Annotated in this window: 19 protein-coding genes and 1 tRNA gene; 12 read left to right on the plus strand and 8 right to left on the minus strand. The window is 43.2% G+C overall.

All coding sequences use genetic code 11. The annotated features are described in order from the left end of the window. The first annotated feature begins 45 nt into the window (after positions 1-45). Positions 46-1,425: a 3-keto-disaccharide hydrolase gene (locus NQ564_RS04310; protein WP_008147796.1), complete on the plus strand. Its 1,380-nt coding sequence runs from the start codon at positions 46-48 to the stop codon at positions 1,423-1,425. A 20-nt stretch (positions 1,426-1,445) separates the two neighbouring features. Then, positions 1,446-2,786 carry a Gfo/Idh/MocA family oxidoreductase gene (locus NQ564_RS04315; RefSeq protein ID WP_008147799.1) on the plus strand — a complete coding sequence of 447 codons (1,341 nt, stop codon included), beginning with the start codon at positions 1,446-1,448 and terminating at the stop codon, positions 2,784-2,786. Here NQ564_RS04315 and NQ564_RS04320 read toward each other — a convergent pair whose 3' ends face one another. From NQ564_RS04320 to NQ564_RS04335, 4 genes are all read right to left on the minus strand, one after another. Beyond that, positions 2,787-4,553, minus strand: a complete 1,767-nt coding sequence (locus NQ564_RS04320) for an ArnT family glycosyltransferase (RefSeq protein WP_008158264.1) — start codon at positions 4,551-4,553, stop codon at positions 2,787-2,789. It lies immediately after the preceding gene. A gap of 100 nt (positions 4,554-4,653) precedes the next feature. Next, entirely contained in the window at positions 4,654-6,213 is a 1,560-nt protein-coding gene (locus NQ564_RS04325) for a DUF4435 domain-containing protein (protein ID WP_039848071.1), read from the minus strand. A 150-nt stretch (positions 6,214-6,363) separates the two neighbouring features. Next, on the minus strand, positions 6,364-7,845 hold the full coding sequence (proS, locus tag NQ564_RS04330) for a proline--tRNA ligase (RefSeq protein WP_039848092.1): 1,482 nt from the start codon (positions 7,843-7,845) through the stop codon (positions 6,364-6,366). 187 nt (positions 7,846-8,032) lie between these two features. After that, entirely contained in the window at positions 8,033-9,304 is a 1,272-nt protein-coding gene (locus NQ564_RS04335; RefSeq protein WP_039848072.1) for a phosphoglycerate kinase, read from the minus strand. 269 nt (positions 9,305-9,573) lie between these two features. Between NQ564_RS04335 and NQ564_RS04340 the strand changes: the two genes are divergently transcribed. The 3 genes from NQ564_RS04340 to NQ564_RS04350 are packed head-to-tail and all read left to right on the plus strand — an operon-like array spanning position 9,574 to position 12,412. Further along, on the plus strand, positions 9,574-10,719 hold the full coding sequence (locus NQ564_RS04340) for a COG1470 family protein (RefSeq protein WP_021862448.1): 1,146 nt from the start codon (positions 9,574-9,576) through the stop codon (positions 10,717-10,719). A gap of 3 nt (positions 10,720-10,722) precedes the next feature. Further along, the gene (locus tag NQ564_RS04345) at positions 10,723-11,463 is read left to right on the plus strand and encodes an ABC transporter ATP-binding protein (RefSeq protein ID WP_008147812.1); all 741 of its coding nucleotides are present in this window, start codon (positions 10,723-10,725) and stop codon (positions 11,461-11,463) included. Further along, complete coding sequence (locus tag NQ564_RS04350; protein WP_008147814.1) at positions 11,456-12,412, plus strand: ABC transporter permease; 957 nt, start codon at positions 11,456-11,458, stop codon at positions 12,410-12,412. Before NQ564_RS04345 ends, NQ564_RS04350 begins: the two co-directional genes overlap by 8 nt. Positions 12,413-12,500: 88 nt before the next feature. On the opposite strand, the gene NQ564_RS04355 is transcribed toward NQ564_RS04350, so the two are convergent. From NQ564_RS04355 to NQ564_RS04365, 3 genes are all read right to left on the minus strand, one after another. Beyond that, the gene (locus tag NQ564_RS04355) at positions 12,501-12,965 is read right to left on the minus strand and encodes an alanyl-tRNA editing protein (RefSeq protein ID WP_008147816.1); all 465 of its coding nucleotides are present in this window, start codon (positions 12,963-12,965) and stop codon (positions 12,501-12,503) included. Between the two features lies 1 nt (position 12,966). Beyond that, positions 12,967-13,896 (minus strand): Fic family protein, encoded by a 930-nt coding sequence (gene rhuM, locus NQ564_RS04360; protein ID WP_050771034.1) that lies wholly within the window; start codon positions 13,894-13,896, stop codon positions 12,967-12,969. Between the two features lie 101 nt (positions 13,897-13,997). Then, entirely contained in the window at positions 13,998-15,086 is a 1,089-nt protein-coding gene (locus NQ564_RS04365; RefSeq protein WP_008147819.1) for a GNAT family N-acetyltransferase, read from the minus strand. Between the two features lie 724 nt (positions 15,087-15,810). Here NQ564_RS04365 and NQ564_RS04370 point away from each other — a divergent pair. From NQ564_RS04370 to NQ564_RS04395, 6 genes are all read left to right on the plus strand, one after another. Next, positions 15,811-17,388 (plus strand): carboxylase, encoded by a 1,578-nt coding sequence (locus NQ564_RS04370; protein ID WP_087375678.1) that lies wholly within the window; start codon positions 15,811-15,813, stop codon positions 17,386-17,388. A gap of 103 nt (positions 17,389-17,491) precedes the next feature. After that, entirely contained in the window at positions 17,492-19,135 is a 1,644-nt protein-coding gene (locus NQ564_RS04375; RefSeq protein ID WP_008147823.1) for a DUF6377 domain-containing protein, read from the plus strand. A gap of 181 nt (positions 19,136-19,316) precedes the next feature. Then, positions 19,317-19,484 carry a hypothetical protein gene (locus tag NQ564_RS04380; RefSeq protein WP_008147824.1) on the plus strand — a complete coding sequence of 56 codons (168 nt, stop codon included), beginning with the start codon at positions 19,317-19,319 and terminating at the stop codon, positions 19,482-19,484. A gap of 207 nt (positions 19,485-19,691) precedes the next feature. Further along, positions 19,692-19,776, plus strand: a tRNA-Ser gene (locus tag NQ564_RS04385). Between the two features lie 183 nt (positions 19,777-19,959). After that, positions 19,960-20,415, plus strand: a complete 456-nt coding sequence (locus NQ564_RS04390; RefSeq protein WP_042971852.1) for a GNAT family N-acetyltransferase — start codon at positions 19,960-19,962, stop codon at positions 20,413-20,415. 179 nt (positions 20,416-20,594) lie between these two features. Beyond that, positions 20,595-21,185, plus strand: a complete 591-nt coding sequence (locus NQ564_RS04395) for a class I SAM-dependent methyltransferase (RefSeq protein WP_008147827.1) — start codon at positions 20,595-20,597, stop codon at positions 21,183-21,185. A 55-nt stretch (positions 21,186-21,240) separates the two neighbouring features. On the opposite strand, the gene NQ564_RS04400 is transcribed toward NQ564_RS04395, so the two are convergent. After that, entirely contained in the window at positions 21,241-21,801 is a 561-nt protein-coding gene (locus NQ564_RS04400) for a nitroreductase family protein (RefSeq protein WP_008147828.1), read from the minus strand. Positions 21,802-22,066: 265 nt separating this feature from the next. Here NQ564_RS04400 and NQ564_RS19445 point away from each other — a divergent pair, with 265 nt between their 5' ends. Further along, the gene (locus tag NQ564_RS19445) at positions 22,067-23,329 is read left to right on the plus strand and encodes a class I SAM-dependent methyltransferase (protein WP_008147829.1); all 1,263 of its coding nucleotides are present in this window, start codon (positions 22,067-22,069) and stop codon (positions 23,327-23,329) included. The last annotated feature ends 17 nt before the right edge of the window (positions 23,330-23,346 follow it).

Raw genomic sequence — 23,346 nt, forward strand, 5'->3', positions numbered from 1 at the left:
CTAAAGGAAATTAATTGTCTAACTAATTATAGTATCAGAAAGCAAATGAAAGCGTATTTGAAATTAGCAGCTTTGTCTCTGACTTTGCTGTGTGGTGCCTGCCAACCTAACGACGGATGGCAGCAATTGTTTAATGGTAAGGATTTTACTGGCTTCAAGCAGTTGAACGGTAAGGCTCCCTATCGTGTAGAGAATGGATGTATGGTCGGCCAGACTGTGGATAAAGAACCGAATAGCTTTATGGCGACAGAACAAACGTATGGTGATTTTATTCTGGAGTTTGAAGTGAAATGTCATCCAGACTTGAATTCCGGGGTGCAGTTTCGAAGCGAAAGTAAGCCGGATTACAACAATGGACGTGTGCATGGCTATCAGTGCGAGATCGACCCGTCCGACCGTGCTTGGAGTGGTGGGCTTTATGATGAAGCGCGACGTGGTTGGTTGGCTCCTTTGACGAATAACGAAGCCGGACGAGCCGCCTATAAGAAAGATGATTGGAACAAGTATCGGATTGAAGCTATCGGCAACAGTATCCGCATCTGGCTGAATGGCGTGAACACTTCGAATGTAGTGGATGATATGACACCGGAAGGTTTTATTGCTTTCCAGGTACATGGCATTTTCGGAAAAACGGAGAATGTCGGCAAGGAAATCTGGTGGCGTAATATCCGTATTAAGACGGAAAATCTGGAGGCAGAGCGTATGCAAGGCCCGTTGGCCCCGGAAGTGAACTGTATTCCGAATACGCTGACAGAAGCAGAAAAAGAGGCTGGTTGGAAACTGTTGTTTGATGGTAAGACTTCTAACGGATGGAGAGGTGCCGGACAGGAAACATTCCCCGAAAACGGATGGAAGATCGAAAATGGTGAACTGACTGTTATGAAGAATGGCGGTCCGGAAGGCAAAAGAGGTGGTGATATCCTGACTGTCGATGAGTTTGGTGCCTTCGAACTGAGCTTTGAGTTCAAGTTGACGGAAGGGGCAAATAGCGGTATGAAATATCTGATTCAGGAAAGCAAGAAGAATAAAGGTTTTGTGATCGGTCCGGAATACCAGGTTCTGGATGACAAGCAGCATCCGGATGCCAAACTGTACACGACTTATCCTGGTAGCCGTACAGTTTCCAGCTTGTACGATATTATCCCTGCGAAAAATAAACGCTTCAATGGTGTCGGACAGTGGAATAAGGGGGTTATCAAAGTATTCCCTAACAAGCATGTCGAACATTGGATGAACGGCTTTAAGACCGTTGAGTATGATTGGGCTTCGGATGCATTCCTGGAAGTCGTGAAGGGAAGTAAATTCGCGAAGAAGGAATATGCCGAATTCGGACCTTTCGGTACTGCTGAAAAAGGTCATATCCTTTTGCAGGATCACTGGGACGAAGTTTCTTTCCGGAATATCAAGATAAGAGAACTCAAATAGTTAACTAAAAAATAGGAACCATGACAACACGTAGAGATTTCCTTAAACACAGCGCCTTAGGTGCAGCCGGTCTGACTATTGGCGGACTGGGGTTCAGTACAGAGAGTTACGCTAACATAATGGGCGCAAACGAGAAGATTCGTGTGAGTATTGTCGGTTTTTCAGACCGTGCCCGCCATTCTTTGATTCCTGCTTTTATGGCTTGTGCCGATGAGTTAGGCTTTGAAATCGTCGCTATTTCCGACATCTGGAAACGGCGTAGAGAAGAAGGTGTTGCTTTCTTCCAGGAGAAATATGGAAAGAAAGTAAAAGCATTCCGTAACAACGAAGAACTGTATGACGCAAAAATGTGTGATGCTGTGATCGTTGCCACATCCGATTTTCAGCACGCTTTGCACTGTATCGAAGCAGTTAAAGCTGGATGCGATGCCTATGTAGAGAAACCTTTTGCAGAAACGATGGAAGATGCCCGTGCCGCCCGCAAAGCTGTGTTGGAAAGTGGAAAGATCGTGCAGATTGGTTCCCAACGCCGCTCGGCTCCAAACTATCATGCTGCCAACGACTTTATCCGCTCCGGTAAGTTCGGCAAGATCACGATGGTGGAAATGTGCTGGAACGTTAACCAGCCCGGACGCTGGCGTCGTCCGGCTTTGGTCGCACAATGTTTTGAGAAGGATACTGATTGGAAGCGCTTCCTGCTAAATCGCCCGTACGAAGAATGGGACCCGCGTAAGTATTTGGAATATCGCCTGTTCTGGCCGTATTCTTCCGGCATTCCCGGCCAGTGGATGTCACATCAGATCGATACGGTACACTGGTTTACTGGTTGCAACCATCCGAATAGTGTCGCAGCCAATGGCGGAATCTATCAATGGAATGACGGACGCCGCAGTTATGATACGATGACGGCGGTGTTTGATTATGGAAAAGCAGGCGAGAATTTCCAGGTCGTATATTCTTCCCGTATGCATAACTCGGCAGGCGGAACAAAAGAATTGTACTTTTCCAATGGCGGTACGTTGAACCTGGATACAAATAAAGTGACATCGGAAGGTGGCCTGACTAAACGTTTCGCGGATGAAATGGGAATGCAACCGAACCTGTTGGAAGAATTCGAATTGCCTTCCATCAAGGTGGAAACGGGTTCCAATACAGGAGCTGACCCTATGACAAACCTGCATATGCGTAATTGGATGGAATGCGTGAAAAGCCGCAAGCAACCGAATGCTCCGGTAGATGCCGGCTATAATCATTCCATTGCCAACATCATGTGTACGGCTTCTCTTCGGACAGGAGAAAAAGCGACATTCGATGAAGCAAGACAGGAAGTGCTTGCCGGTGGCAAAGTCTTTAAATATTGATTATTCGTTCCGTAAGAAGCTGCACAGTACGATTCTTTGACGTACGTCGGCAATAACATTCTTTGTGGAGGTAAGTAGACTGAATGTGTACTTATCTCCATAATTTTTTTGTACTGTTTCCAAGTCTTTCACGGTACAGAAAAAGAAGCCGCTTACTGGCTGTTCCTGCCCGAAATTATGGAACTTGTTGCCCAGATAGAAATTCAGCCCATAAAGATTTGCGTATGTCTTCAGATCATTCATTACATACATATTCATGTCGTCCAACGGATATTCTTTCTGAACCTGCTCGGCAAACGGACGGGCGGAACTTCCTTGGCGTATACCGCGCATGACAACCCCGTCGATCAGTAAGTTAATGGCAAAAGCCAATGCGATTGTCGCATACAGGATCTTGATGTTGATCTTCTTGAACATCTGATAATAGACAGTCGCCAGAATTGCCAAAAGGACTATCAGTATACAAATTGTCAGTCCGCAGGGATATGCGAACATATTCGATACCAACTCGACCATTTCCAGTGTCGATTGGCGGCTTGTGTACTGACTCGCAATCTTGACAGGATCGATTGCTCCGGCCATCGTCAGGCCGACGGCAATCACGACGACGGCAGTAATGGAGGCCATGAAAGCGGCAAATACTCGGGTTACCTTCGTTCGGTATTCCGTAATATATAATGTATATTGAGCCAAGAAAATGGCAATAAACGGATATGCCGGCATCAGGTATACGCTTCGTTTGCTGGAAGGTATCGAATAGAAGAAAATGATACAAACCAGTGCAACTAAGCTGAACAGTTTCTCTTTTTCCATCGATCGAATATTATTCCAAGTGTCAGCCAGTATCTCTTTCACCGACTTTTCCGATTTGTGCAATTTTAATCCGAATAAAGAGAAAAAGAAGAAGATCGTCCAGGGAACAAATCCCGCAGCCAGTGTCATGAAATTGTACCAGACTCCGTTTTCATGCCCTAAATTGTAATGGATATCAGGCGTGCTGAGGTGGAAGAAACGACCGAAATTCTCTGCTAACACCACATTCAGGAACGCATCACCTCCTTGTTTCCAGGCAGCGACATACCACAATAGAGGTAGGAATATCGAAGAAATACCAGCATAAAGAAGTGTTTTGAATATCACTAAATAGGAGTATTTACGAAGCATCAGCAAATAGACCCCGAAAACAAATAACGGCAGGATAATACCCACCGGTCCTTTTGTCAGTACGGCACATCCCAATAAGGCCGGAATGGCGATCGGCACTCCTTTTAGCTCCAGTTTGTCTTCCCACCTGTATAGCTGATAAAGCCCGATCACTATAAAGGTTGTCAGTAGCATATCCACACGCGTGGTCATAGCCGCCCGATGTATCTCGATACAGGTGATGAGCAATAGCGTGGCGATGAATGCCTGCTGGAACCGCAACCGCTTGCCAAAGAAAACCAGCGTGAAACCGATCAGTATGATAAAAGCCAGCGCAGACGGCAGGCGGGAGGTGAACTCTGAAACATATCCCTGAGGTAGGGAAGCGACTGCCATCAGCCAATGCGCCAACGGCGGCTTATAAGCAAATTCGTTTGCATAGACCTGTGGCAAAATCCAGTTGCCGGTTTCGAGCATGGAAACGGCAACCGCCGCTTCGCGAGGTTCTCCCTTGGTCGAAAAATCTCCCAGCCCGATCCAGGGAAGGACGGCGATTATACAAATGACGATAATCATCGTTACCGGCTTTTGCAGATAAAGATATTGAAGAGTAGGTGTGCGCATAGTTTAAATCGGTAAGGAGCTTCCGCCCCGTTGAATAAATTTTTCTGAACTACAAAAGAACGACTTTTTACGGACTTTTTGTTCTTTTCGGGAAACTTTTTTATGTTCCTAAACATTCTTTGATGGAAGTCCGGATGACATTCGCATCTTCTTTATTCTCTTTCAGAATGGAGAGGACGAGGTTTAAATAACTCTCTTTATTACTGATCCCACAGTATTTGCAAAGCTGGGATTGAGGCAGCATCCCTTTCTGATTGTAGACGCGAAGGATATTTTTGTAATCTCCGGTTTCGGCAAACTGGATGAATTTCTCCTTGATCCCCGTATAGATTTCATCTACATGTACGGTGTCGCGGATGCTTTCTACATGCTCGGTCAGTTCGTCCACCGTGCTCATCTTCCGGTTCAGGGCTGTTTCCAACTTTTTCTGTACGCGATGGCGGGCATGAAGCAAAACCTGGCTTTCGAGATCTTTTAGGAAAAGCTTGATGACGTTTTCTTTGACCTGGTTGAAGACCTGTTCCGGATCTTTCATCAGGCGGGCGGCAACAGTCTTGATGACCGGCTCCAGCATCAGCAGGTTTTCTACTTCGGCCACGTTGGGCACGTAGATATGTTGTTCGCGCAGGTAAGCGATTTCTCCTTCCGTACGACGGTCACGATCGACGATCCCTTTCGAGTCCAGCGTATGGAAATCTTTCAACTGGGCGAATGCCTTTGTTGTTTCGATTACTTTCTGGCAACCTCCCATCGGTTTCACTTTGTAGTCGGGAAAGATAAGCGGATAGAGGCGGCTGTCTATGCTGTTGGAGTCGGTCCCTTCGATAAACAGGATCGGTTTGCGGCTGCCTAATATTTCCATATAGACCTCTTCCGGGAAACTGTCGTTACTTTCGATCAGTTCGTAGTCCCATATCCGGGCATCCCCATTGTAAGAACGTATCCAGAGGCGTTTGCTGTTATCGCGGGAGGCGGCGAAGTCGATGTCGTGCGTCAGATACACATAGGTACAATCCGGCCGCATGGCTTCTATCTCGTCCCACAAAGGATTTTTGATGGAGTCGTGGAGCAGGACTTCCGGCTCTTCAATGATTAATAATGCATTTTCAGGAGCACAGAGTACGGCTCCTATCAGATAGAATACCAGCTTTTCGCCGTCGCTCATCCTGCCGGCCGTATAGGAATCTCCGTCGATACTGGTGGAGGCCAGCTCTATAAAACCCGATTTGCGTACCAGCCGGTTATGCGGGAACATCTTCTCCCAAATCGTCTGGATACGGTCTATCTTGGTGACCGGCGGCAATAGATCGGGGGCCAGTTTGCTTTCTTCTTTATACTGGACGGCAGCTTCGAATTCTTCCGTTTGCAAATGCAGGATCAATTTTTCGTATTCTGACATACGCGGCATGAAAAGTCGTTCTGCAATCATGGATTGGAGTCTGGCCAGCTCGTTGCCGTCCGCCGGAGCCTTGCTTTCTTCGCTGCTAAGGAAGAGGGAGTGCATTCCGGATATCCATACGCTTTGTCCGGTGTAGCGTTGGTGCAAGTTTCTGCCGAAGGAGCTTTTACCGGCCCCGTTTGCCCCGATTACGACCAGCACTTTTGTATCAAGCGTAACAGGAACTGAAGTATTTTGATTGGTAGGAAGAATTAAATCCATAACTAGTCTCCGATTAGTTTCCCCAAAGGTAAATAAAATTTTATAGGCGGGAAACAAAAGTTCCATCGGCATGAAACAAAAATTCCATAAGCATGGAACAAGAGTTTCGTGCCTATGGAACTTTAATTTCTTCCGTATGTAAGGGACGATTTAATATGCCCGTGCGAACAATACGCGCTGTGCAGAAGGTTTGCCGGTCACCATACACTTGCCAGGAGTCTTGTCACCGTCCAGTGGAATGCAGCGGATTGTAGCTTTCGTCTCGTTCTTCACCTGCTCTTCCGTTTCGGTAGTTCCGTCCCAATGAGCCATGATGAAGTAACCTTCTTCGATCTTTTCCTTGAACTCGTCGTAGGTATCGACTGTAATTGTCTTTTCCGTACGATGATCGAGTGCTTTCTGGAAGATGTTCTTTTGGATTTCTTCCAGCAGGTTCTGGACGTATGTTTCGATGTTGTCGCAAGTCACAGTTTCTTTTTCCAGTGTATCGCGACGCATCACTTCTATCGTGTTGTTCTCCAAATCGCGTCCTCCCATAGCTAAACGTACGGGAACGCCTTTCAGTTCGTATTCGGCGAACTTCCATCCCGGCTTCTTGTTGTCGGCGTCGTCGAATTTTACGGAGATACCCAACGCTTTCAGCTTGGCAACGATGCCGTTTACCTTTTCGCTGATCTGCGCCAACTGCTCTGCGCTGCGGTAGATCGGGATGATTACCACTTGGATAGGAGCGAGGTGAGGAGGCAATACCAGGCCGTTATCGTCGGAATGGGACATGATCAGGGCTCCGATCAGACGGGTTGAAACTCCCCATGAAGTAGCCCAGGCGTATTCGTTCTTTCCGTTTTTGTCGATAAAGGTAACGTCGAATGCCTTACCGAAGTTCTGTCCTAAGAAGTGAGACGTACCGGCTTGCAGTGCTTTTCCGTCTTGCATCATCGCTTCGATCGTATAGGTATCCAATGCTCCGGCGAAACGTTCGCTTGCAGACTTGACACCTTTGACGACCGGCATCGCCATATAGTTTTCTGCAAAGTCAGCATATACACCTTGCATCTTCTTTGCTTCGATTTCGGCTTCTTCACGTGTCGCGTGGGCAGTATGTCCTTCCTGCCACAGGAATTCTGCGGTACGGAGGAAGAGGCGTGTACGCATTTCCCAACGCATCACGTTCGCCCACTGATTACAAAGGATAGGCAGGTCGCGGTAAGACTGAATCCAGTTGCGATAAGTGTTCCAGATAATTGTCTCGGAAGTCGGACGGATGATTAGCTCTTCTTCCAGCTTGGCGGCCGGGTCGACCACGACACCTGTACCGTCATGGTTTGTTTTCAGACGATAATGTGTTACAACGGCACATTCTTTGGCGAAGCCTTCTACATGTTCGGCTTCCTTGCTCAGGAATGATTTCGGGATCAGCAAAGGGAAGTAAGCATTTACGTGGCCTGTTTCCTTGAACATATCGTCGAGGATACGTTGCATCTTTTCCCAAATTGCATATCCGTAAGGCTTGATCACCATACAGCCGCGTACTGCAGAATTCTCTGCCAGATCCGCTTTGATTACCAGATCCTGGTACCACTGCGAGTAGTTCACACTTCTCGGAGTCAGTTCTTTCAGCTCTTTTGCCATTTCCTTATAATTCTTATGTTTTTTTCTATTGATTCCAAATATGACGTGCAAAGGTACAAAATTGAATTGATAATTGACAATTGACAATTGACAATTCATGCAATTCAATGCGTCATATTTGATAAAAAGCAATGAAAAAGGCCACTCCTCGAAAGAAGCGGCCTTTTATTATGAATAAGGATTATTCTTATTTGTATGCTTCGCCCTTAACAGCTGCAATACCCGGAAGAACTTTACCTTCGATGGCTTCCAGCAGGGCGCCACCACCTGTAGACACGTAAGAAACGCCGTTTGCCAGACCGAACTTGTTAACACAAGCAACTGAATCGCCACCACCCACTAATGAGAAAGCGCCGTTCTTGGTTGCTTCAACGATAGCTTCGCCAACTGCGCGAGAACCATCTGTGAAGTTCTCGAATTCAAATACGCCTGTAGGACCGTTCCACAGGATCGTTTTGGAGTTCTTGATAACTTCAGCATAAAGAGCAATAGTCTTCGGACCGATGTCAAGACCTTCCCATCCGTCAGGAATTTCGTTGACGTTGGCATAAGCAGTCTTGGCGTCGTTGCTGAAATCGTCAGCGATCTTAGCGTCAACAGCCAATACCAGATTTACACCTTTTTCTTTTGCTTTTTTCATCAGGTCGAGAGCCAGATCCAGCTTGTCATCTTCGCAGATTGATTTACCGATCTTACCACCCATAGCTTTTGTGAAAGTATAAGTCATACCGCCGGTGATGATCAGGTTGTCTACCTTGTTCAACAGGTTTTCGATGATTTCGATCTTGGAAGAAACCTTGGAACCACCCATGATTGCTGTAAACGGACGAGTGATGTCGTTCAATACCTTTTCAACCGCTTTTACTTCTTTTTCCATCAGGTAGCCGAACATTTTGTGGTCAGCATCGAAATAATCAGCGATCAATGCCGTAGAAGCGTGAGCACGGTGAGCTGTACCGAATGCGTCATTTACATAGCAGTCAGCATAAGATGCCAATCTCTTTGTAAATTCTTTCTGACTTTCTTTAACAGCTTTCTTGGCAGCTTTCTTTTCTTCGTCTGTTGCATCTTCAGCCAAACCTCTCGGCTTGCCTTCTTCTTCAGCATAAAAACGAAGGTTTTCAAGCAACAATGCTTCGCCTGGTTGCAAAGCGGCAGCCTTAGCGCCGGCTTCTTCACCGATACAGTCGTTAGCGAACTGAACATCAACACCCAGCAATTCGGAAACGTGTTTCAGGATGTGTTTCAGTGAATATTTGTCAGTAACGCCTTTCGGACGTCCCAGGTGAGAACCGATGATTACACTACCACCGTCTGCCAAAATCTTTTTCAGAGTAGGAAGAGCGGCACGGATACGAGTGTCGTCTGTGATGTTGAAGTTTTCGTCCAAAGGAACGTTGAAGTCAACTCTTACAAATGCCTTTTTGCCGGCAAAATTGAAATTGTCAATTGATTGCATAACTCTTATATTTAAGTTCTGTATTAAAATATCACGCTTAGCGGACGCAAACTTACACAAAAATATTTTATTTCGTTGTTTCATATTCTATAATTATTGGCTTGAATGCAAAACTTCCTTACGCTTCGATCAAAACATGTGAGGAAACGGGGAACGGGGGTTATTGTAGTAATTTTTTTTTAATACTTTTAATAGACAGTAATAAAGAAGACTTTTATATTTGTCGCCAGCTATTGATAAACAATTTTGTACTAAAATTTTTTATAGTAATGCGAACGAATCATCTTAATCTATTACTTGTACTCGTACTTGTATTATTTCCGATGAGTACACGCGCATATGGCGCCGGTGAATGTGTGATGTTGTATACTCCCTACACTAAGATTGCGGTTCCGCCGGGAGAGTCTATCAATTACAGTGTTGACGTCATTAATAATTGTGACGAAGTGAGAAATGCTTCTATTTCCGTCTCAGGAATGCCGCGAGGATGGAAGTATGAGATGAAAGCCGGAGGTTGGACGGTTGACCAGATATCCGTTCTGCCGGGTGAGAAGAAGAATTTTACTTTCAAAGTGGATGTCCCGTTTAAGGTGAATAAAGGAACGTACCATTTTACGCTGTCCGCTCCGGGTGTTGCGGAATTGCCGTTGACTGTAACTGTCTCTGAACAAGGAACTTATCAAACTGAATTTATGACAAAGCAGCCCAATATGCAGGGCAATTCGAAATCGACCTTCAATTTCAACGCGACGTTGAAGAACCAGACTGCCGACCAGCAACTATATGCGTTGATGGCAGACGCTCCGAGAGGATGGAACGTCACTTTCCGGGTGGCGGGCAAGCAGGCTACTTCCGCACAAGTGGAAGCCAATGCGACGGAAAATATCAGCATCGATATCAATCCGGCGGCTAATGTGCAGGCAGGCACTTATAAGATCCCGGTCCATGCGACAACCAGTTCGACCTCTGCCGATATCGAGTTGGAGGTAGTTATCACTGGTTCTTATGATATCGAACTGACGACTCCGAGAGGATTGTTGAGTGCTGAAATTACGGCAGGAGATATGAAACGTATTGATTTGGTCGTACGCAACAATGGGTCTGCCGAACTGAAGGATGTCCAGTTGACAGCCACTAAGCCGGTTGACTGGGAAGTAACCTTTGAACCTTCTAAAATAGACAAACTGACGGCTGGTAGCACGACGAATGTTACTGCGACTATAAAAGCATCCGGAAAAGCTCTTCCTGGTGATTATGTGACGAAGATGACGGCCAAAACACCTGAAGTCAATACGACTGCGGAGTTCCGCATATCCGTCCATACTCCCATGATTTACGGTTGGTTGGGAATTTTGATTATTGTGCTCGTGCTGGGCGGCGTGTATTATCTGTTCCGTAAATATGGAAGGAGGTAAGTCATGTGCCAGTATGTGATCGAACTTACCGGTTTGACGAAAAAGTATGGAAACTTTACTGCCGTGAACGACCTGAACTTGCAGATTCGTAAAGGTGAGATATTCGGATTGTTGGGGCCGAATGGGGCGGGTAAATCAACGACCATACTCATGATGCTGGGCTTGACCGAACCGACGACCGGCTCTGTAAAAGTATGTAATATCGATTCCACTACTCATCCGATAGATGTAAAGCGTAAGGTCGGATATTTGCCGGAGGATGTGGGGTTCTACGAGGATATGACGGGGATTGAGAATCTTATCTATACTGCTGCCCTCAATGGCATTCGGAAGAAAGAAGCACGTGTGAAAGCGGAGCGGTTGCTTGACCGGGTAGGGTTATTGAAGGAAGCGGATAAGAAGGCCGGTAAATATTCCAAGGGAATGCGCCAACGTCTTGGATTGGCTGATGTGCTGATCAAAAGTCCTGAAGTAATCATTTTGGATGAACCGACTTCGGGGATAGATCCGGCAGGAGTGCAGGAATTTATGGATTTGATCCGGCAATTGAGCCGGGAAGAGGGATTGACTGTCTTGTTTTCTTCCCATCATTTGAACCAGGTCCAGCAAGTTTGCGATCGGGTGGGATTGTTTGGAGGAGGAAAGCTGTTGGCGGAGATTGAACTGACAGATTTGCATAAGACCGAGCATGGGCTTGATGATATCTATAATCAATATTTCGGGGGAGGACGTAGCCATGAGTAATACGAATCATCCTTTCTGGGTTATTGTCAATAAGGAAATCTCCGATTATGTGAGAAGTTGGCGTTTTATTATCCTGATCGTTATCATTGCACTGACTTGTATGGGGTCGTTGTATACGGCTCTGACAAATATCCGTGAAGCGATAAAGCCGAATGATCCTGATGGAGCTTTTCTTTTTCTGAAACTGTTTACGGTTTCGGACGGAACGTTGCCTTCTTTTGCAGTATTTATTAGTTTTCTGGGACCATTGTTAGGAATTTCACTGGGATTCGATGCTATTAATTCGGAACAGAACAAAGGAACGTTGAGCCGTATCTTGTCTCAGCCGATTCACCGGGATTATTTGATTAATGCAAAGTTTGTGGCGGCTCTGACTGTAATCGGCATCATGTTGTTCATGCTGGGATTTCTGGTCATGGGATTCGGGCTGATTGCGATCGGAATCCCGCCTACGGCAGAAGAGTTTATGCGTGTTATCTTCTTTCTGGTCGTAAGTCTTTTTTATGTGGCATTCTGGTTGAACTTGTCGATATTCTTTTCGATCCGTTTTAAACAGGCGGCAACATCGGCATTGGCTTGTGTGGCGATTTGGTTGTTTTTCAGCGTTTTTTATAATATGATTATCAACCTTGTCGGAAAGGCATTGAGTCCTTCGGCTTGGGCTTCTGACTATCAGGTGATCGCTTACCAACGGTTTATGCTGAATTTACTGCGTTTTGCACCGAGTGAGTTGTTTAATGAAGCGACGATGACATTGTTAATGCCTTCCGTGCGGAGTCTGGGACCGTTGACAATGGAGCAGGTGCATGGTGCGATTCCAAGTCCGTTGCCTTTAGGCCAGAGTCTTTTGGTTGTTTGGCCGCAACTGACTGGATTGATTGCTGCGACAGTTGTATGTTTTGCATTGTCGTATGTCTCTTTTATGAGGAAAGAAGTACGGTCAAGGTGAATAATATGCTAATAAATCAATGTGTCAATCAGTAGGAGTTTTCCATCTATTGGCACGTTGATTTATTGGCATATTGGCACTTTATTTATCATTCTGTTAATTTGAAACGCAAGCGTAGCCGGCCGTCGGTATAATCGTATGTCAACATTTTGAAATGTCCGATTTCAGAAGTGTTATTGACATGCGCTCCGATACACGCGCAAACGTCATAATCTCCGATGCGGACAATACGCAGTGTGTTGCTTGCGTCTTCCGGCAACTTGCTAAGATCGACGATCTCCTTGGCTTCCGCTTTCGGTACAAATTCGATTGTAACAGGCAAATGCCGGTCGATCACCTCATTTACCCGGCGTTCCACCTCTGCCATTATTTCGGCTGTCGGTTCTTCCGGCAACTCGTAGTCACATTTACTCTTTTTCCTTTCTATATGTGCATTCTTCGAACGCGGGCAACCGAACATACGGACCATCGTCTGATTCAAGATATGTTCTGCCGTATGCATAGGAGGATATTCGGCTTTGTTGTGCTCGTTTAATTGGATTTCCTGTTCCATATTAATTATTCTGGTTGATTAAATTTACTACTACTTTTACCATAATGTCTTTTTCATTCGTACGACTTTCAGCAATCATTAGAGTGAGGGCTACTAATGTATTATCAGCGATCCGTTTTTCTCCATTCGTATGATAGAGAAGACCGTTTTTTTCCATAAACCAGAGGAATAGCATAGCTGCAATTCGTTTATTACCATCGCTGAAAGAATGATTCTTTGTTACCAGATAAAGTAGCATAGCTGCCTTCTCTTCAATACTGGGATAAAGTTCTACACCATCGAATGTCTGGTAAATGGTTGAAATCGAACTTTTGAATGACTGATCTTTTTCATGTGCAAACAGTTCGCTTTCCCCGAATTTACCTTTTAGGCTTCGAATAGCTTCCATTGCATTTTCATAGGTGGCATGAAATCTATCTCCTTTTGTCGTCTCTTCGATTGTGAGTTGCTGATAATCGTATTTGTCTAAAGTGTCAAGGGCATAGACATAATCGGTTACAACAGCCAATAGGCCTTTAGACTGTTCGGATGTTAGTTGTTCCTGGTTTTTGAGTGTATTGCCGAGGATACGGACGATGTCTTTCAACTCTTGATAATGTTCTAATTGTATCTTTTGGTTGATGGCATATCCTTTAATAAGATAGTCTTTTAGTATTTTGTTGGCCCAGATACGGAATTGGGTGCCGCGCTTGGATTTTACCCGATAGCCTACCGATATGATAACATCGAGATTATACAGTAAAGTTTCATATTTTTGATCACCTTCTGAACCCATGTGTGCAAATTTTGCACATGTGGTATCTCTATATAGTTCTCCCTCTTTATATATGTTATTGATATGTCGACCAATGACTGTCCTGTCTTTTTGGAACAATTCACTCATCTGCGCTTGTGTCAACCAAACCGTTTCTTTTTCCATTTTGACATCCATTTTGATTTCCCCGTCTTCTGTTTGATAGATGATGACATCGTTTAAAGAAGGGTTGAAACCAGCCGTATGTATGGGTGGATATTCGGCTTTGTTGTGCTCGTTTAGTTGGATTTCCTGTTCCATGATTCGACTTCTTTTTTTAATATACTATATACATTAGTATCTACATATTCACCAGAAACCAACAGTTCGCCATCCCGCTCTGTTCCCTCCAATGTGAATCCTAAACGTTTCGGTATGGCGTTACTTGGATGGTTTTCGACAGCACACCGGATTTGGATGCGGTTTATGTTCCGTTTACAGACAGCCCATTGGCAAAGATAACGGACTGCGTGCGTAATAATTCCTTTTCCCCGGTAGGCGGGAAGTAGCCAGTAACCTATTTCGGTACGATGGTTGGGTGCATCGGAGAAATGGAAACCTGCCAGTCCACAAATAGTTTCCCCTTGTTCCAAAATGTAAACAGGATCGCGTTGCTCGTATGGAACAGCCAATACGGATTGCAGGAACCTTTCTTCATCCACAGCACTTTTAAGGCTGTCGACAAAAGGTAGCCAAATACTCAGATCTTCCCGGTCCTTATCGATCGCTTCAAAGATTGGGACTGCATCCATTAAAGTCGCTTCCCGGATTGTATAACCGGAAATACCGATGGGATGGGAGTGGGGACGAATCGTCTTTTCGAATGCTTTTCTTGCACTGTTATTCCGGTAATACACTTCGCCGCAATATCGGAAACCTAATGTGTCGATCAGACGTAACATATAAGTATTGTCATATTTCGTGTCCACACGGAAATTGTAGACACCTTTCTTACGGCTCACCTCCTCGGCTTGCAACATAAATTGCTTTGCCATGCCCTGCCGTTTCATCTCGTCGGCAATGGCAAGACGGTGGACGATGACATAAGGCAGGTCGTTTGACCATTTGCCCTCTATCTCTTTATAGACAGGTTCTCCGTCGAATGAAATGACTCCGTATGCAACAACCCGGTCTTCCCGGCAAATGACGTATCCGTTTCCGTCCTGTATGTCCTGATGGATATGCTCGATAGCTGGATAGCTTTCATCCCATTGTTGACTTCCAAGGCGTTGCATCTGGGCTTTTGCCTGACCGATGATTTGCCAGATTCGCTCGATATCTGTCTTTTCTGCTTTTCGAAATGTGTCGGATATATTTGAGGTTGCCATTTGTTTTTTGAATTTATTGTAATGAATCCTCAAAGATAGTTTTTATTTTATTATTCTAAATCAAGGCAACTAAAATTGCTATTGTGTAAATGATTCGCTCTTGCTTAGAGGCGAATCGGTTTTTTTTGATGGATAAAACTGTACAATAACTGCCCTAAAAGCAGGGGAGTTTATACTGTTCTGCTATTTAATGGTTTACGTGATCTTAAGTTTGTTAAAAAATATTACTCGCAAGGGAAAAATGAAAAATATGGGGTAGAAAATCAAATTTCATGTGCTACTGTTTCGATTTGGACCAATAGGTATTTTAGAAATTTATACAATAAGCAGGGAATGACAATAAGAGACTGTTTTTTATTTTTTCGCCTCATGATTTGAGATGTATTTTGGATCAGATGTCGCTCTGATGAGGAAGATAGCGGACTATCTGACGAAGAAGAGAGGCAAATATGGTCAAAAAGACACTCAAAATATAGGCGAAAACAACGGCAAAATAACAAAGTAGACTGTTTGTAAAAAATCAAAACAGTTTCTAAGGTTTATGTCGAATTTTGATGTGGCTGTTTTGATACCAAAATCAGGTGTGGAATGTCAAAATGATAAGTCGGAAAGCCTGTTTTTATAAACATTTGCTATTCTTAACCAGGTAATTCCAATCAAAACAGTTTAATTTTTGTTATAAAGATAGATTTAAGTCTGAAACGGTCTAAACAAATTATTAGGTATGATACGAAAACTTTTGATTCGGGATCTGACTCTCCGGGATGGTCAGCAATCTGCTTTTGCGACGCGAATGTCACAAAAACAGATAGACAAAGTGCTTCCTTTTTATAGAGAAGCAGGTTTTTATGCGATGGAAATATGGGGTGGTGCCGTGCCCGATTCTATCATGCGATATTTGGGAGAAGATCCCTGGGAGCGGTTGGAGAAAATAAAAGCTTCGGTAGGGAATACCTCTAAGTTGACGGCCCTTTCACGCGGGCGTAACCTGTTTGGTTACAATCCTTATCCCGATAAGATTATTAAAGGCTTTTGCCACAATTCAATAGAATCGGGATTGGATATCATGCGCATATTTGATGCGCTGAATGATGTGGAGAATATAAAATCGACAGTCAAATATGTAAAACGCTTCGGAGGAATGGCTGATTGTGCCGTCTGTTACACGATCGATCCGTACCATTCGGCTGTTGAAAGAATTGTCGCAGCTTTACACGGACATCCGTTGCATAAGCCTGTTTTTACAAATGAATACTTCTTGGATAAAGCGCTTCAAATGGAGGCTTTGGGAGCCGATATGATCACGATTAAGGACATGAGCGGCCTGATTCCACCGGGAAGAAGTGCCGAAATAGTGCGTTTGTTTAAAAAACATCTCAAAGTTCCGGTAGATTTTCATACTCATTGTACGCCTGGATATGGTTTGGCCTCGGTTTTGGCCGCTATTGTCAACGGGGTGGATGTTGTCGATACCAATATCTGGTATTTCGCCGGTGGAACGGCTGCTCCGGCAATCGAACTGGTGTATGTGTTTTGTAAGAAAATGGGGATCGAGCTGGATATCAATATGGAGGCAATCGCGAAAATCAATGCTCATCTGTTGGATATCCGCAAAGAGTTGTCTGTTTTCGATATGGCAAAACAACTACCTAAGCCGTTTAACCCTTTGACAGACAGAATACCGACTGAGATCGACCGTTTTTTTAACGATGCAATCGACGCAGCCCGGAAAGACAAAGAGGAAGATTTGCTTATCTTCTGCCGTGCTATAGAAGAATATTTTGGTTTCCCCGAACCGAATGAACTGGTGAAGAAGGCACAGATACCGGGAGGAATGTATACGAATATGGTAGCTCAGTTGAAGCAATTGGGACAGTTGGACTTGCTGGAAAAAGCAATGTCGTTGATCCCCCAGGTGCGCATGGATGCAGGTTTGCCGCCTTTGGTAACGCCGACAAGCCAGATCATCGGGGCTCAAGCCGTATCGTGCGCGTTGGATCAACAAAAAGGACGTCCGATGTACAGTAATCCGTCCAATCAATTCGTCGCTTTGGTAAAAGGCGAGTATGGAAAGACGCCGGTTCCGATTGATCCGGAATTTCGTTTGAAGATTACGGGTTCGCGGGATGAGGTCCCCTATGATCCTTCCGATTATGAAATGCAGGAAAATCCTGTAATAGAAGACGTTGGTGTCCAATTGGCTGAAAACGAAAAAGAACTCTTGCTTCTGGAGCTTTTTCCAATGATGGCGCATAATTTCTTATCGAAGAAGAAGCTGAAACAAGCACATGTTACCACATGATATCAGATTGTTTTTATGTATTTAAGAGCTTTTCCCCGGCTATTCGTCCGGAGGAAAGCTTTTTTGTTTTACATTTGTCTGCCGGAAACAAGCTGGAGTCGAAATGGGAAAGAGGTACAGGATAATTCTGTTTTTGTTTTTTACTGCAAATATGGTTTTTGCGGAAAGTAACCTCGACTCTTTATTAATCAATTTGGATCAAACGATTCTCCAGCATGAGATTTATAAAGACAGGAGAGAAGCCCGGATCCGTGAATTGAAAGGAAAGGCAACCAAGATAGCTCCGAACTCTATTGCTGCTTATCAGCTCAACGATAGCATTTATCGGGAATATAAATCTTATATGTGCGATTCGGCTGTCCTCTATCTGACCAAAAATATCAGGATCGCCTGTAATTTGCGTGATCAGGAGCGAGAGTACAAAAGTAAATTGCTGTTAGCCTCCCTGCATGCTGCAACTGGCATGTATCAAGAAGCGGTTGATGTATTGGAGGAAGTCCGCCGTGAAACTTTGCCAGCTTCTCTTACCCGTGATTATTACGCCTGTAAAGAACAGGTATACAGGGAGATCTCCGGTAATTCCCGTGATCCTCAAAGTATACGCCGTTATGAAGATAAATCTCTCGTCTATCGGGATTCTTTAGCGATGATGTTGCCGGAAGATGCCAGCAAGCGGGTTGAGTTGCAGGAACTGGCTTTGCGGGCTGACGGACATACTGATGAAGCCCTTCGGATCAATGATACACGTTTGGCAAAAATTCCGTTCGGAACTCCTGAATATGCACTTACTTCTTATCAGCGTGCGATGATCTACCGCCAAAAAAAGGATCGGGAAAAAGAAAAATATTATTTGGCCCTTTCGTCTTTGTCTGATATTCAGTCGGCTATCACAGATCATGCTTCCTTGTGGATGTTGGCTGATTTATTGCTTAAAGATGGCGATATCGAGCGTGCTTATCATTATATCCGTTTTTCTTGGGATGAGACGAACCGGTTTCGTGCCCGCTCAAGAAGTTGGCAGAGTGCGGATATCCTTTCGTTGATCGATAAGAACTATCAGGCTACGATAGAAGGAAAGAACCGGATACTGGTCACATATCTGACGCTGATTAGTGTACTTACCTTGTTATTGATCTCTGCCATCGTTTATATATACCGGCAGATGAAGCGACTGGCGGAGGCCCGCAATCATTTGCAGGAGACAAACGAGCAGTTGAAGGTGCTGAACGGCGAATTGCATCAGATGAACGATCGTTTGCAGTCTGCCAACCTCGAACTGTCTGAATCCAACCGGATCAAGGAGGAATATATCGGGCGTTTCATGAGTCTGTGTTCTTCTTATATCGATAAACTCGACGGTTATCGTCGTATGGTTTATAAGATGGTTTCTTCCGGACAGATCGGGGAACTGGTTAAAGTTACCCGATCGTCAAAGGGCTTGGAGGCGGAGCTGAATGCACTTTATAAGAATTTTGATACTGCATTTCTCCATCTATTCCCGAATTTTGTGACACAATTTAATTCACTTTTGCTTGAAGACGAACAGGTGGTATTGAAAAGGGACGAGTTGCTGAATACGGAACTTCGTATTTTTGCGTTGATCCGTTTGGGGATAAACGACAGTTCTCAGATAGCCGAATTCCTTCGCTATTCGGTGAATACTATCTATAATTACCGGGCAAAAGTAAAGAACAAGGCATGCGTTTCCAGGGATGATTTCGAGAATTTAGTCCGGAAAATTCATTAATCCTTTTATATTTGATCCACTTTTTTAGTAATATAATAGGTGTGTATCTTGTTGTTAAATAGATGTTTGAACGTTTTGCCTATCCACTTATTTATTCACCGTCTCCCTAAGCCTTCCTTTTCTTCTTAATTTTGAATCACACATTTCAGATCAGCAGATTATTCATAAAAAAGTAATACGCATGGAAAAGAACATAGGGAAGTATCTTTCCCGCAAAAGTACGGAAGTAATCGCTATAGTGGCTTGTATCGGTTTGATCATAACTATTATTCTGGCTGCCGGGTCAATCAGAGCTGAGCAGGAGAAGGTCCATATGGCCTTGCATTCAAGCAGTCTGCAAACGAAATAGACAGATGCCTTTTTTCTAAAAAGAGTGTTTTAATTTCTCTATACATATTTATATCCGGTTCCTGTGCATAGCATAGGGATCGGATATTTTTATGTGTCTGAGAATCAGAAATGGAGGGATAAAACATGAAAAAAGTGAAAATAAATAAAACGAAAAACTTGCATAATTCAAATAAACTGTCTACTTTTGCACCCGTCTTAGAGACAAGGAGAGATGGCAGAGTGGTCGATTGCGGCGGTCTTGAAAACCGTTGAACTGAGAGGTTCCGGGGGTTCGAATCCCTCTCTCTCCGCAATAAAGGGTGTAAATCAAGCATTTGCAAGATTTACACCCTTTTTCACACCCAAAAATGCAATTCGGACGAAATTGGGATCCGGTAACATCCCTTTTATTGGATATTTCGTGATAACCACCTTGATACAGACGAAATATCCTCAAAAAATATCAACGAACAATTATAATAAAAATTAAAAGTATGGTTTTTAAAAAAATACGGGAACATAAAGAATATATACAAGATGCTGCTTCTTGGTTTCAGGCTAAATGGGATATCCCCCAAGAGGAGTATTTGAAAAGCATGAATGAGAGTCTACTAAAAGAAACAAGTATACCACAATGGTATATAATGTTAGAAAATGATAATAGTATTATTGGGGGTATAGGTGTAATTGAAAATGATTTTCATAACCGTAAGGATTTAACTCCCAATATTTGTGCTTTATATGTAGACGAAAAATATCGCAGACAAGGTGTCGCCGGATATATGCTAAAGCAAGTATGTGATGATATGAAATTATTGGGAATAAACAGATTATATTTGGTGACAGAACATACTGATTTTTACGAAAAATATGATTGGAGTTTTTTATGTATGGTTCAAGAAGAAAACGAGTCCAATATGTTAAGAATGTATAGTAAAAACCTGGATTAGACCAATAACTTAATTTATTTGTATGGACGAATTTGAATTGATGATGCATTTGCATCGTAACAACAAGAGACAAGGCCAGGTACGACGAGTCCACAAACCTAGCGATTACACTGGCTAAGATAGATAGAGAAAAGTCTTACAGGATAGCTGATATTGGATGTGGAACAGGTGCGCAAACTATGTCCTTGGCGAAAACGCTGAAAGGTGATATCATTGCCGTGGATCTGTTTGAAGAGTTTCTTGAAAAACTGAAAGAGAACAGCGCAAAGGAGAATACAACAGCAAATATTAAGACACTGTCTGCATCTATGGACAAGCTGCCTTTTGAAAAGGAGGAGCTTGACATCATCTGGTCGGAAGGAGCGGTTTACAATATCGGATTCAAGAACGGCATCAACTATTGGAAAGAGTTTCTCAAACCGGGAGGTATACTGGCTGTTTCAGAGTTGTCATGGACAACAAACTGTCGCCCGAAAGGACTGGAAGACTTCTGGACCGGAGAATATGCCGAAATGGATACAATAGCAGGAAAAATCAGAGTTCTGGAAGAAGCCGGATACAAGGTACTCGGACACTTTATTCTTTCAGATGACTGCTGGCTTGATAATTATTACAATCCTCTCTTAAACAGCCATAAGGCCTTTATGGACAAATTTGGTAATAACGAAACCGCAGAGATGATTGTTGAAAGAGACATACAGGAAGCCGACTTCTATAAAAAGTACAAGAATTATTATAGTTACGGTTTCTATATAGCCCAGAAATTATAATGAAGAAAGCCTCCAGTTGTTAAAAGACTGGAGGCAAAACATAATATGAATATATTTATTCGACAAAACGTAGAATTTCATTTATATCCTTCCTTACAGGAGCTTCATGATGTTCTCCAGCCTCGTAACCATAAACAATCAGTGCAGCGACCTTTTCATTCTCAGGGAGTCCTATTTTTTGGGCAATAGCATCGTTGTTGATTACTCCTAAAACACACGTGGCAACTCCTTTGGCATATGCAGAAAGGCAGAATTGAAGGCAAGCAATGCCTGCGTCAAAACATTCCCATGCGCCACTGTTGTCTGACACTACATCTTCTGGTTTAACCTTATCTTTCAGTGATCCGCTTTTACCGGTTACATAACTTAACACAACCACGCCATTGGCTCTGGTTAATGTTTTTGCATTGTACACAAACCCTTGAACACAATTGTTGGCTATCTCTTCAATCAGAGACCTATTGTCTATGATGTTGTATCTTGCTACCTGATAATTTGACCATGAAGGTGCGAACTGACTTAATTTGACAATCTCCTCAATAAGTTCTCTCGGAACAATCTGATCTTTGTATTTCCGAACACTTCTTCTGTTTTTTAATAATTGAATTGCATCCATATATATACTGTTTTTGCTGTTAATTTCTAAAACAAATGACACACTCCGTCTATTGTGGAACACACACCTATTTCTTCAAATCTTTATATTACACTTGCGATATCCATAAGTGTGATTCTTTATTTTTTGATTGCAAAGTAAACAAAATAAATTAAAAACAATATCTTTCCAATAGATATGAATTCTTGTTTGCATACTTTTCCGTATTTTTGCTCCTAATCAAATCGTTGAAATTGACAAAAATACTATACAAAACGAACATAATATGCAACAATTACATATAAAATTGGAAGTTGATTCTCCTCTAATCCAGTGGGTCAACGCACAAGCTGACAGTATTGGGGCGAGGGGACATATCGGCACTCATTTGGATTGTTATACTACTGTTCCAGAAAAAGAAGAGTATCAAATTAAAGGGATTGTTATAGATTGTACGGCTGGTATGCCATCAATGGATAGTATGGCACATATCGGCTCGTTGAAAAATAAGGCTTTAATATTACATACCGGGAATTTGGAACATAACCGATATGGGACAGAGGAATATTTCAATAAAGACACCACTCTTTGTAAAGTTTCCTTACATACAATTTTAAGTAAGAAACCGCTTTTTATTATCATTGACTCTCATGGTATAGCGGAGAAAGGAAAGAGACATATAGAATTTGACAAGATTTGTGAAGCTAATGGCTGCCATGTAATAGAAAATGTTGATTTATCATGCATCGGCAATCAAAAGGAAGTTCCGTTGAAAATATTAATCAATATCAATCACAAATCAACGGGTAAGCCCTGTGAATTGTATTCAATACTTGAAAGTTGCTTTGATAACACATCCTCACACGAGGATAGTTTAAAAGCTTGGGAAGCCAATGCGGACTTCTGGGATGAGTCTATGGGTGAGAACTCGAATGAGTTTCAGAGATTGACTGTTCGCCCAATAGTAAATGAATTGTTAAAAGCCACACAAGGGGATTATATATTGGATATCGCTTGTGGTAATGGAAATTATTCAGGATATTTGGCTGAACAGGGTATAGATGTTTTGGCATTTGATTATTCACAAAGAATGGTTGAGTTAGCCCGGAAGAGACAAGCCCGTTTCAATGACAGGATAGAATTCTGCGTAGCTGATGTAACCAAATATGAGGATATGATGTCCTTAAAAAGAAACAAGCCTTTTACAAAGGCTGTGTCCAATATGGCTATAATGGATATTTCAGATATAGACAATCTGTTCCGTTGTGTAAACAAATTGCTTGCTGAGAATGGATATTTTGTGTTTTCTACGCAGCATCCATGCTTTGTAACATTGACAAATAAATATATGACAAAACATAACTATTATGGAGAAGCCATTGAAGGACAACCTCAAAAGCAATGTTACTATCATCGCTCTTTACAGGATATTTTTGAAATATGCTTCAGACATGGATTCATTATAGACGGATTCTATGAGGCATGTTTTGGAAATGATAGAGAAAGACCTGTCGTTATTATAATACGGGCTAAGAAACATAATCTTTAATGTTCATCGAATAATCA

The sequence above is a fragment of the Parabacteroides johnsonii DSM 18315 genome, from assembly GCF_025151045.1.
Classification (GTDB): domain Bacteria; phylum Bacteroidota; class Bacteroidia; order Bacteroidales; family Tannerellaceae; genus Parabacteroides; species Parabacteroides johnsonii.

Bases quoted from the DNA above. Each gene is read 5' to 3' on its own strand.
- NQ564_RS04310 (WP_008147796.1), top strand. From the start codon at position 46: ATGAAAGCGTATTTGAAATTAGCAGCTTTGTCTCTGACTTTGCTGTGT.
- NQ564_RS04315 (WP_008147799.1), top strand. From the start codon at position 1,446: ATGACAACACGTAGAGATTTCCTTAAACACAGCGCCTTAGGTGCAGCC.
- NQ564_RS04320 (WP_008158264.1), bottom strand. From the start codon at position 4,553: ATGCGCACACCTACTCTTCAATATCTTTATCTGCAAAAGCCGGTAACG.
- NQ564_RS04325 (WP_039848071.1), bottom strand. From the start codon at position 6,213: ATGGATTTAATTCTTCCTACCAATCAAAATACTTCAGTTCCTGTTACG.
- proS (WP_039848092.1), bottom strand. From the start codon at position 7,845: ATGGCAAAAGAGCTGAAAGAACTGACTCCGAGAAGTGTGAACTACTCG.
- NQ564_RS04335 (WP_039848072.1), bottom strand. From the start codon at position 9,304: ATGCAATCAATTGACAATTTCAATTTTGCCGGCAAAAAGGCATTTGTA.
- NQ564_RS04340 (WP_021862448.1), top strand. From the start codon at position 9,574: ATGCGAACGAATCATCTTAATCTATTACTTGTACTCGTACTTGTATTA.
- NQ564_RS04345 (WP_008147812.1), top strand. From the start codon at position 10,723: ATGTGCCAGTATGTGATCGAACTTACCGGTTTGACGAAAAAGTATGGA.
- NQ564_RS04350 (WP_008147814.1), top strand. From the start codon at position 11,456: ATGAGTAATACGAATCATCCTTTCTGGGTTATTGTCAATAAGGAAATC.
- NQ564_RS04355 (WP_008147816.1), bottom strand. From the start codon at position 12,965: ATGGAACAGGAAATCCAATTAAACGAGCACAACAAAGCCGAATATCCT.
- rhuM (WP_050771034.1), bottom strand. From the start codon at position 13,896: ATGGATGTCAAAATGGAAAAAGAAACGGTTTGGTTGACACAAGCGCAG.
- NQ564_RS04365 (WP_008147819.1), bottom strand. From the start codon at position 15,086: ATGGCAACCTCAAATATATCCGACACATTTCGAAAAGCAGAAAAGACA.
- NQ564_RS04370 (WP_087375678.1), top strand. From the start codon at position 15,811: ATGATACGAAAACTTTTGATTCGGGATCTGACTCTCCGGGATGGTCAG.
- NQ564_RS04375 (WP_008147823.1), top strand. From the start codon at position 17,492: ATGGGAAAGAGGTACAGGATAATTCTGTTTTTGTTTTTTACTGCAAAT.
- NQ564_RS04380 (WP_008147824.1), top strand. From the start codon at position 19,317: ATGGAAAAGAACATAGGGAAGTATCTTTCCCGCAAAAGTACGGAAGTA.
- NQ564_RS04390 (WP_042971852.1), top strand. From the start codon at position 19,960: ATGGTTTTTAAAAAAATACGGGAACATAAAGAATATATACAAGATGCT.
- NQ564_RS04395 (WP_008147827.1), top strand. From the start codon at position 20,595: ATGTCCTTGGCGAAAACGCTGAAAGGTGATATCATTGCCGTGGATCTG.
- NQ564_RS04400 (WP_008147828.1), bottom strand. From the start codon at position 21,801: ATGGATGCAATTCAATTATTAAAAAACAGAAGAAGTGTTCGGAAATAC.
- NQ564_RS19445 (WP_008147829.1), top strand. From the start codon at position 22,067: ATGCAACAATTACATATAAAATTGGAAGTTGATTCTCCTCTAATCCAG.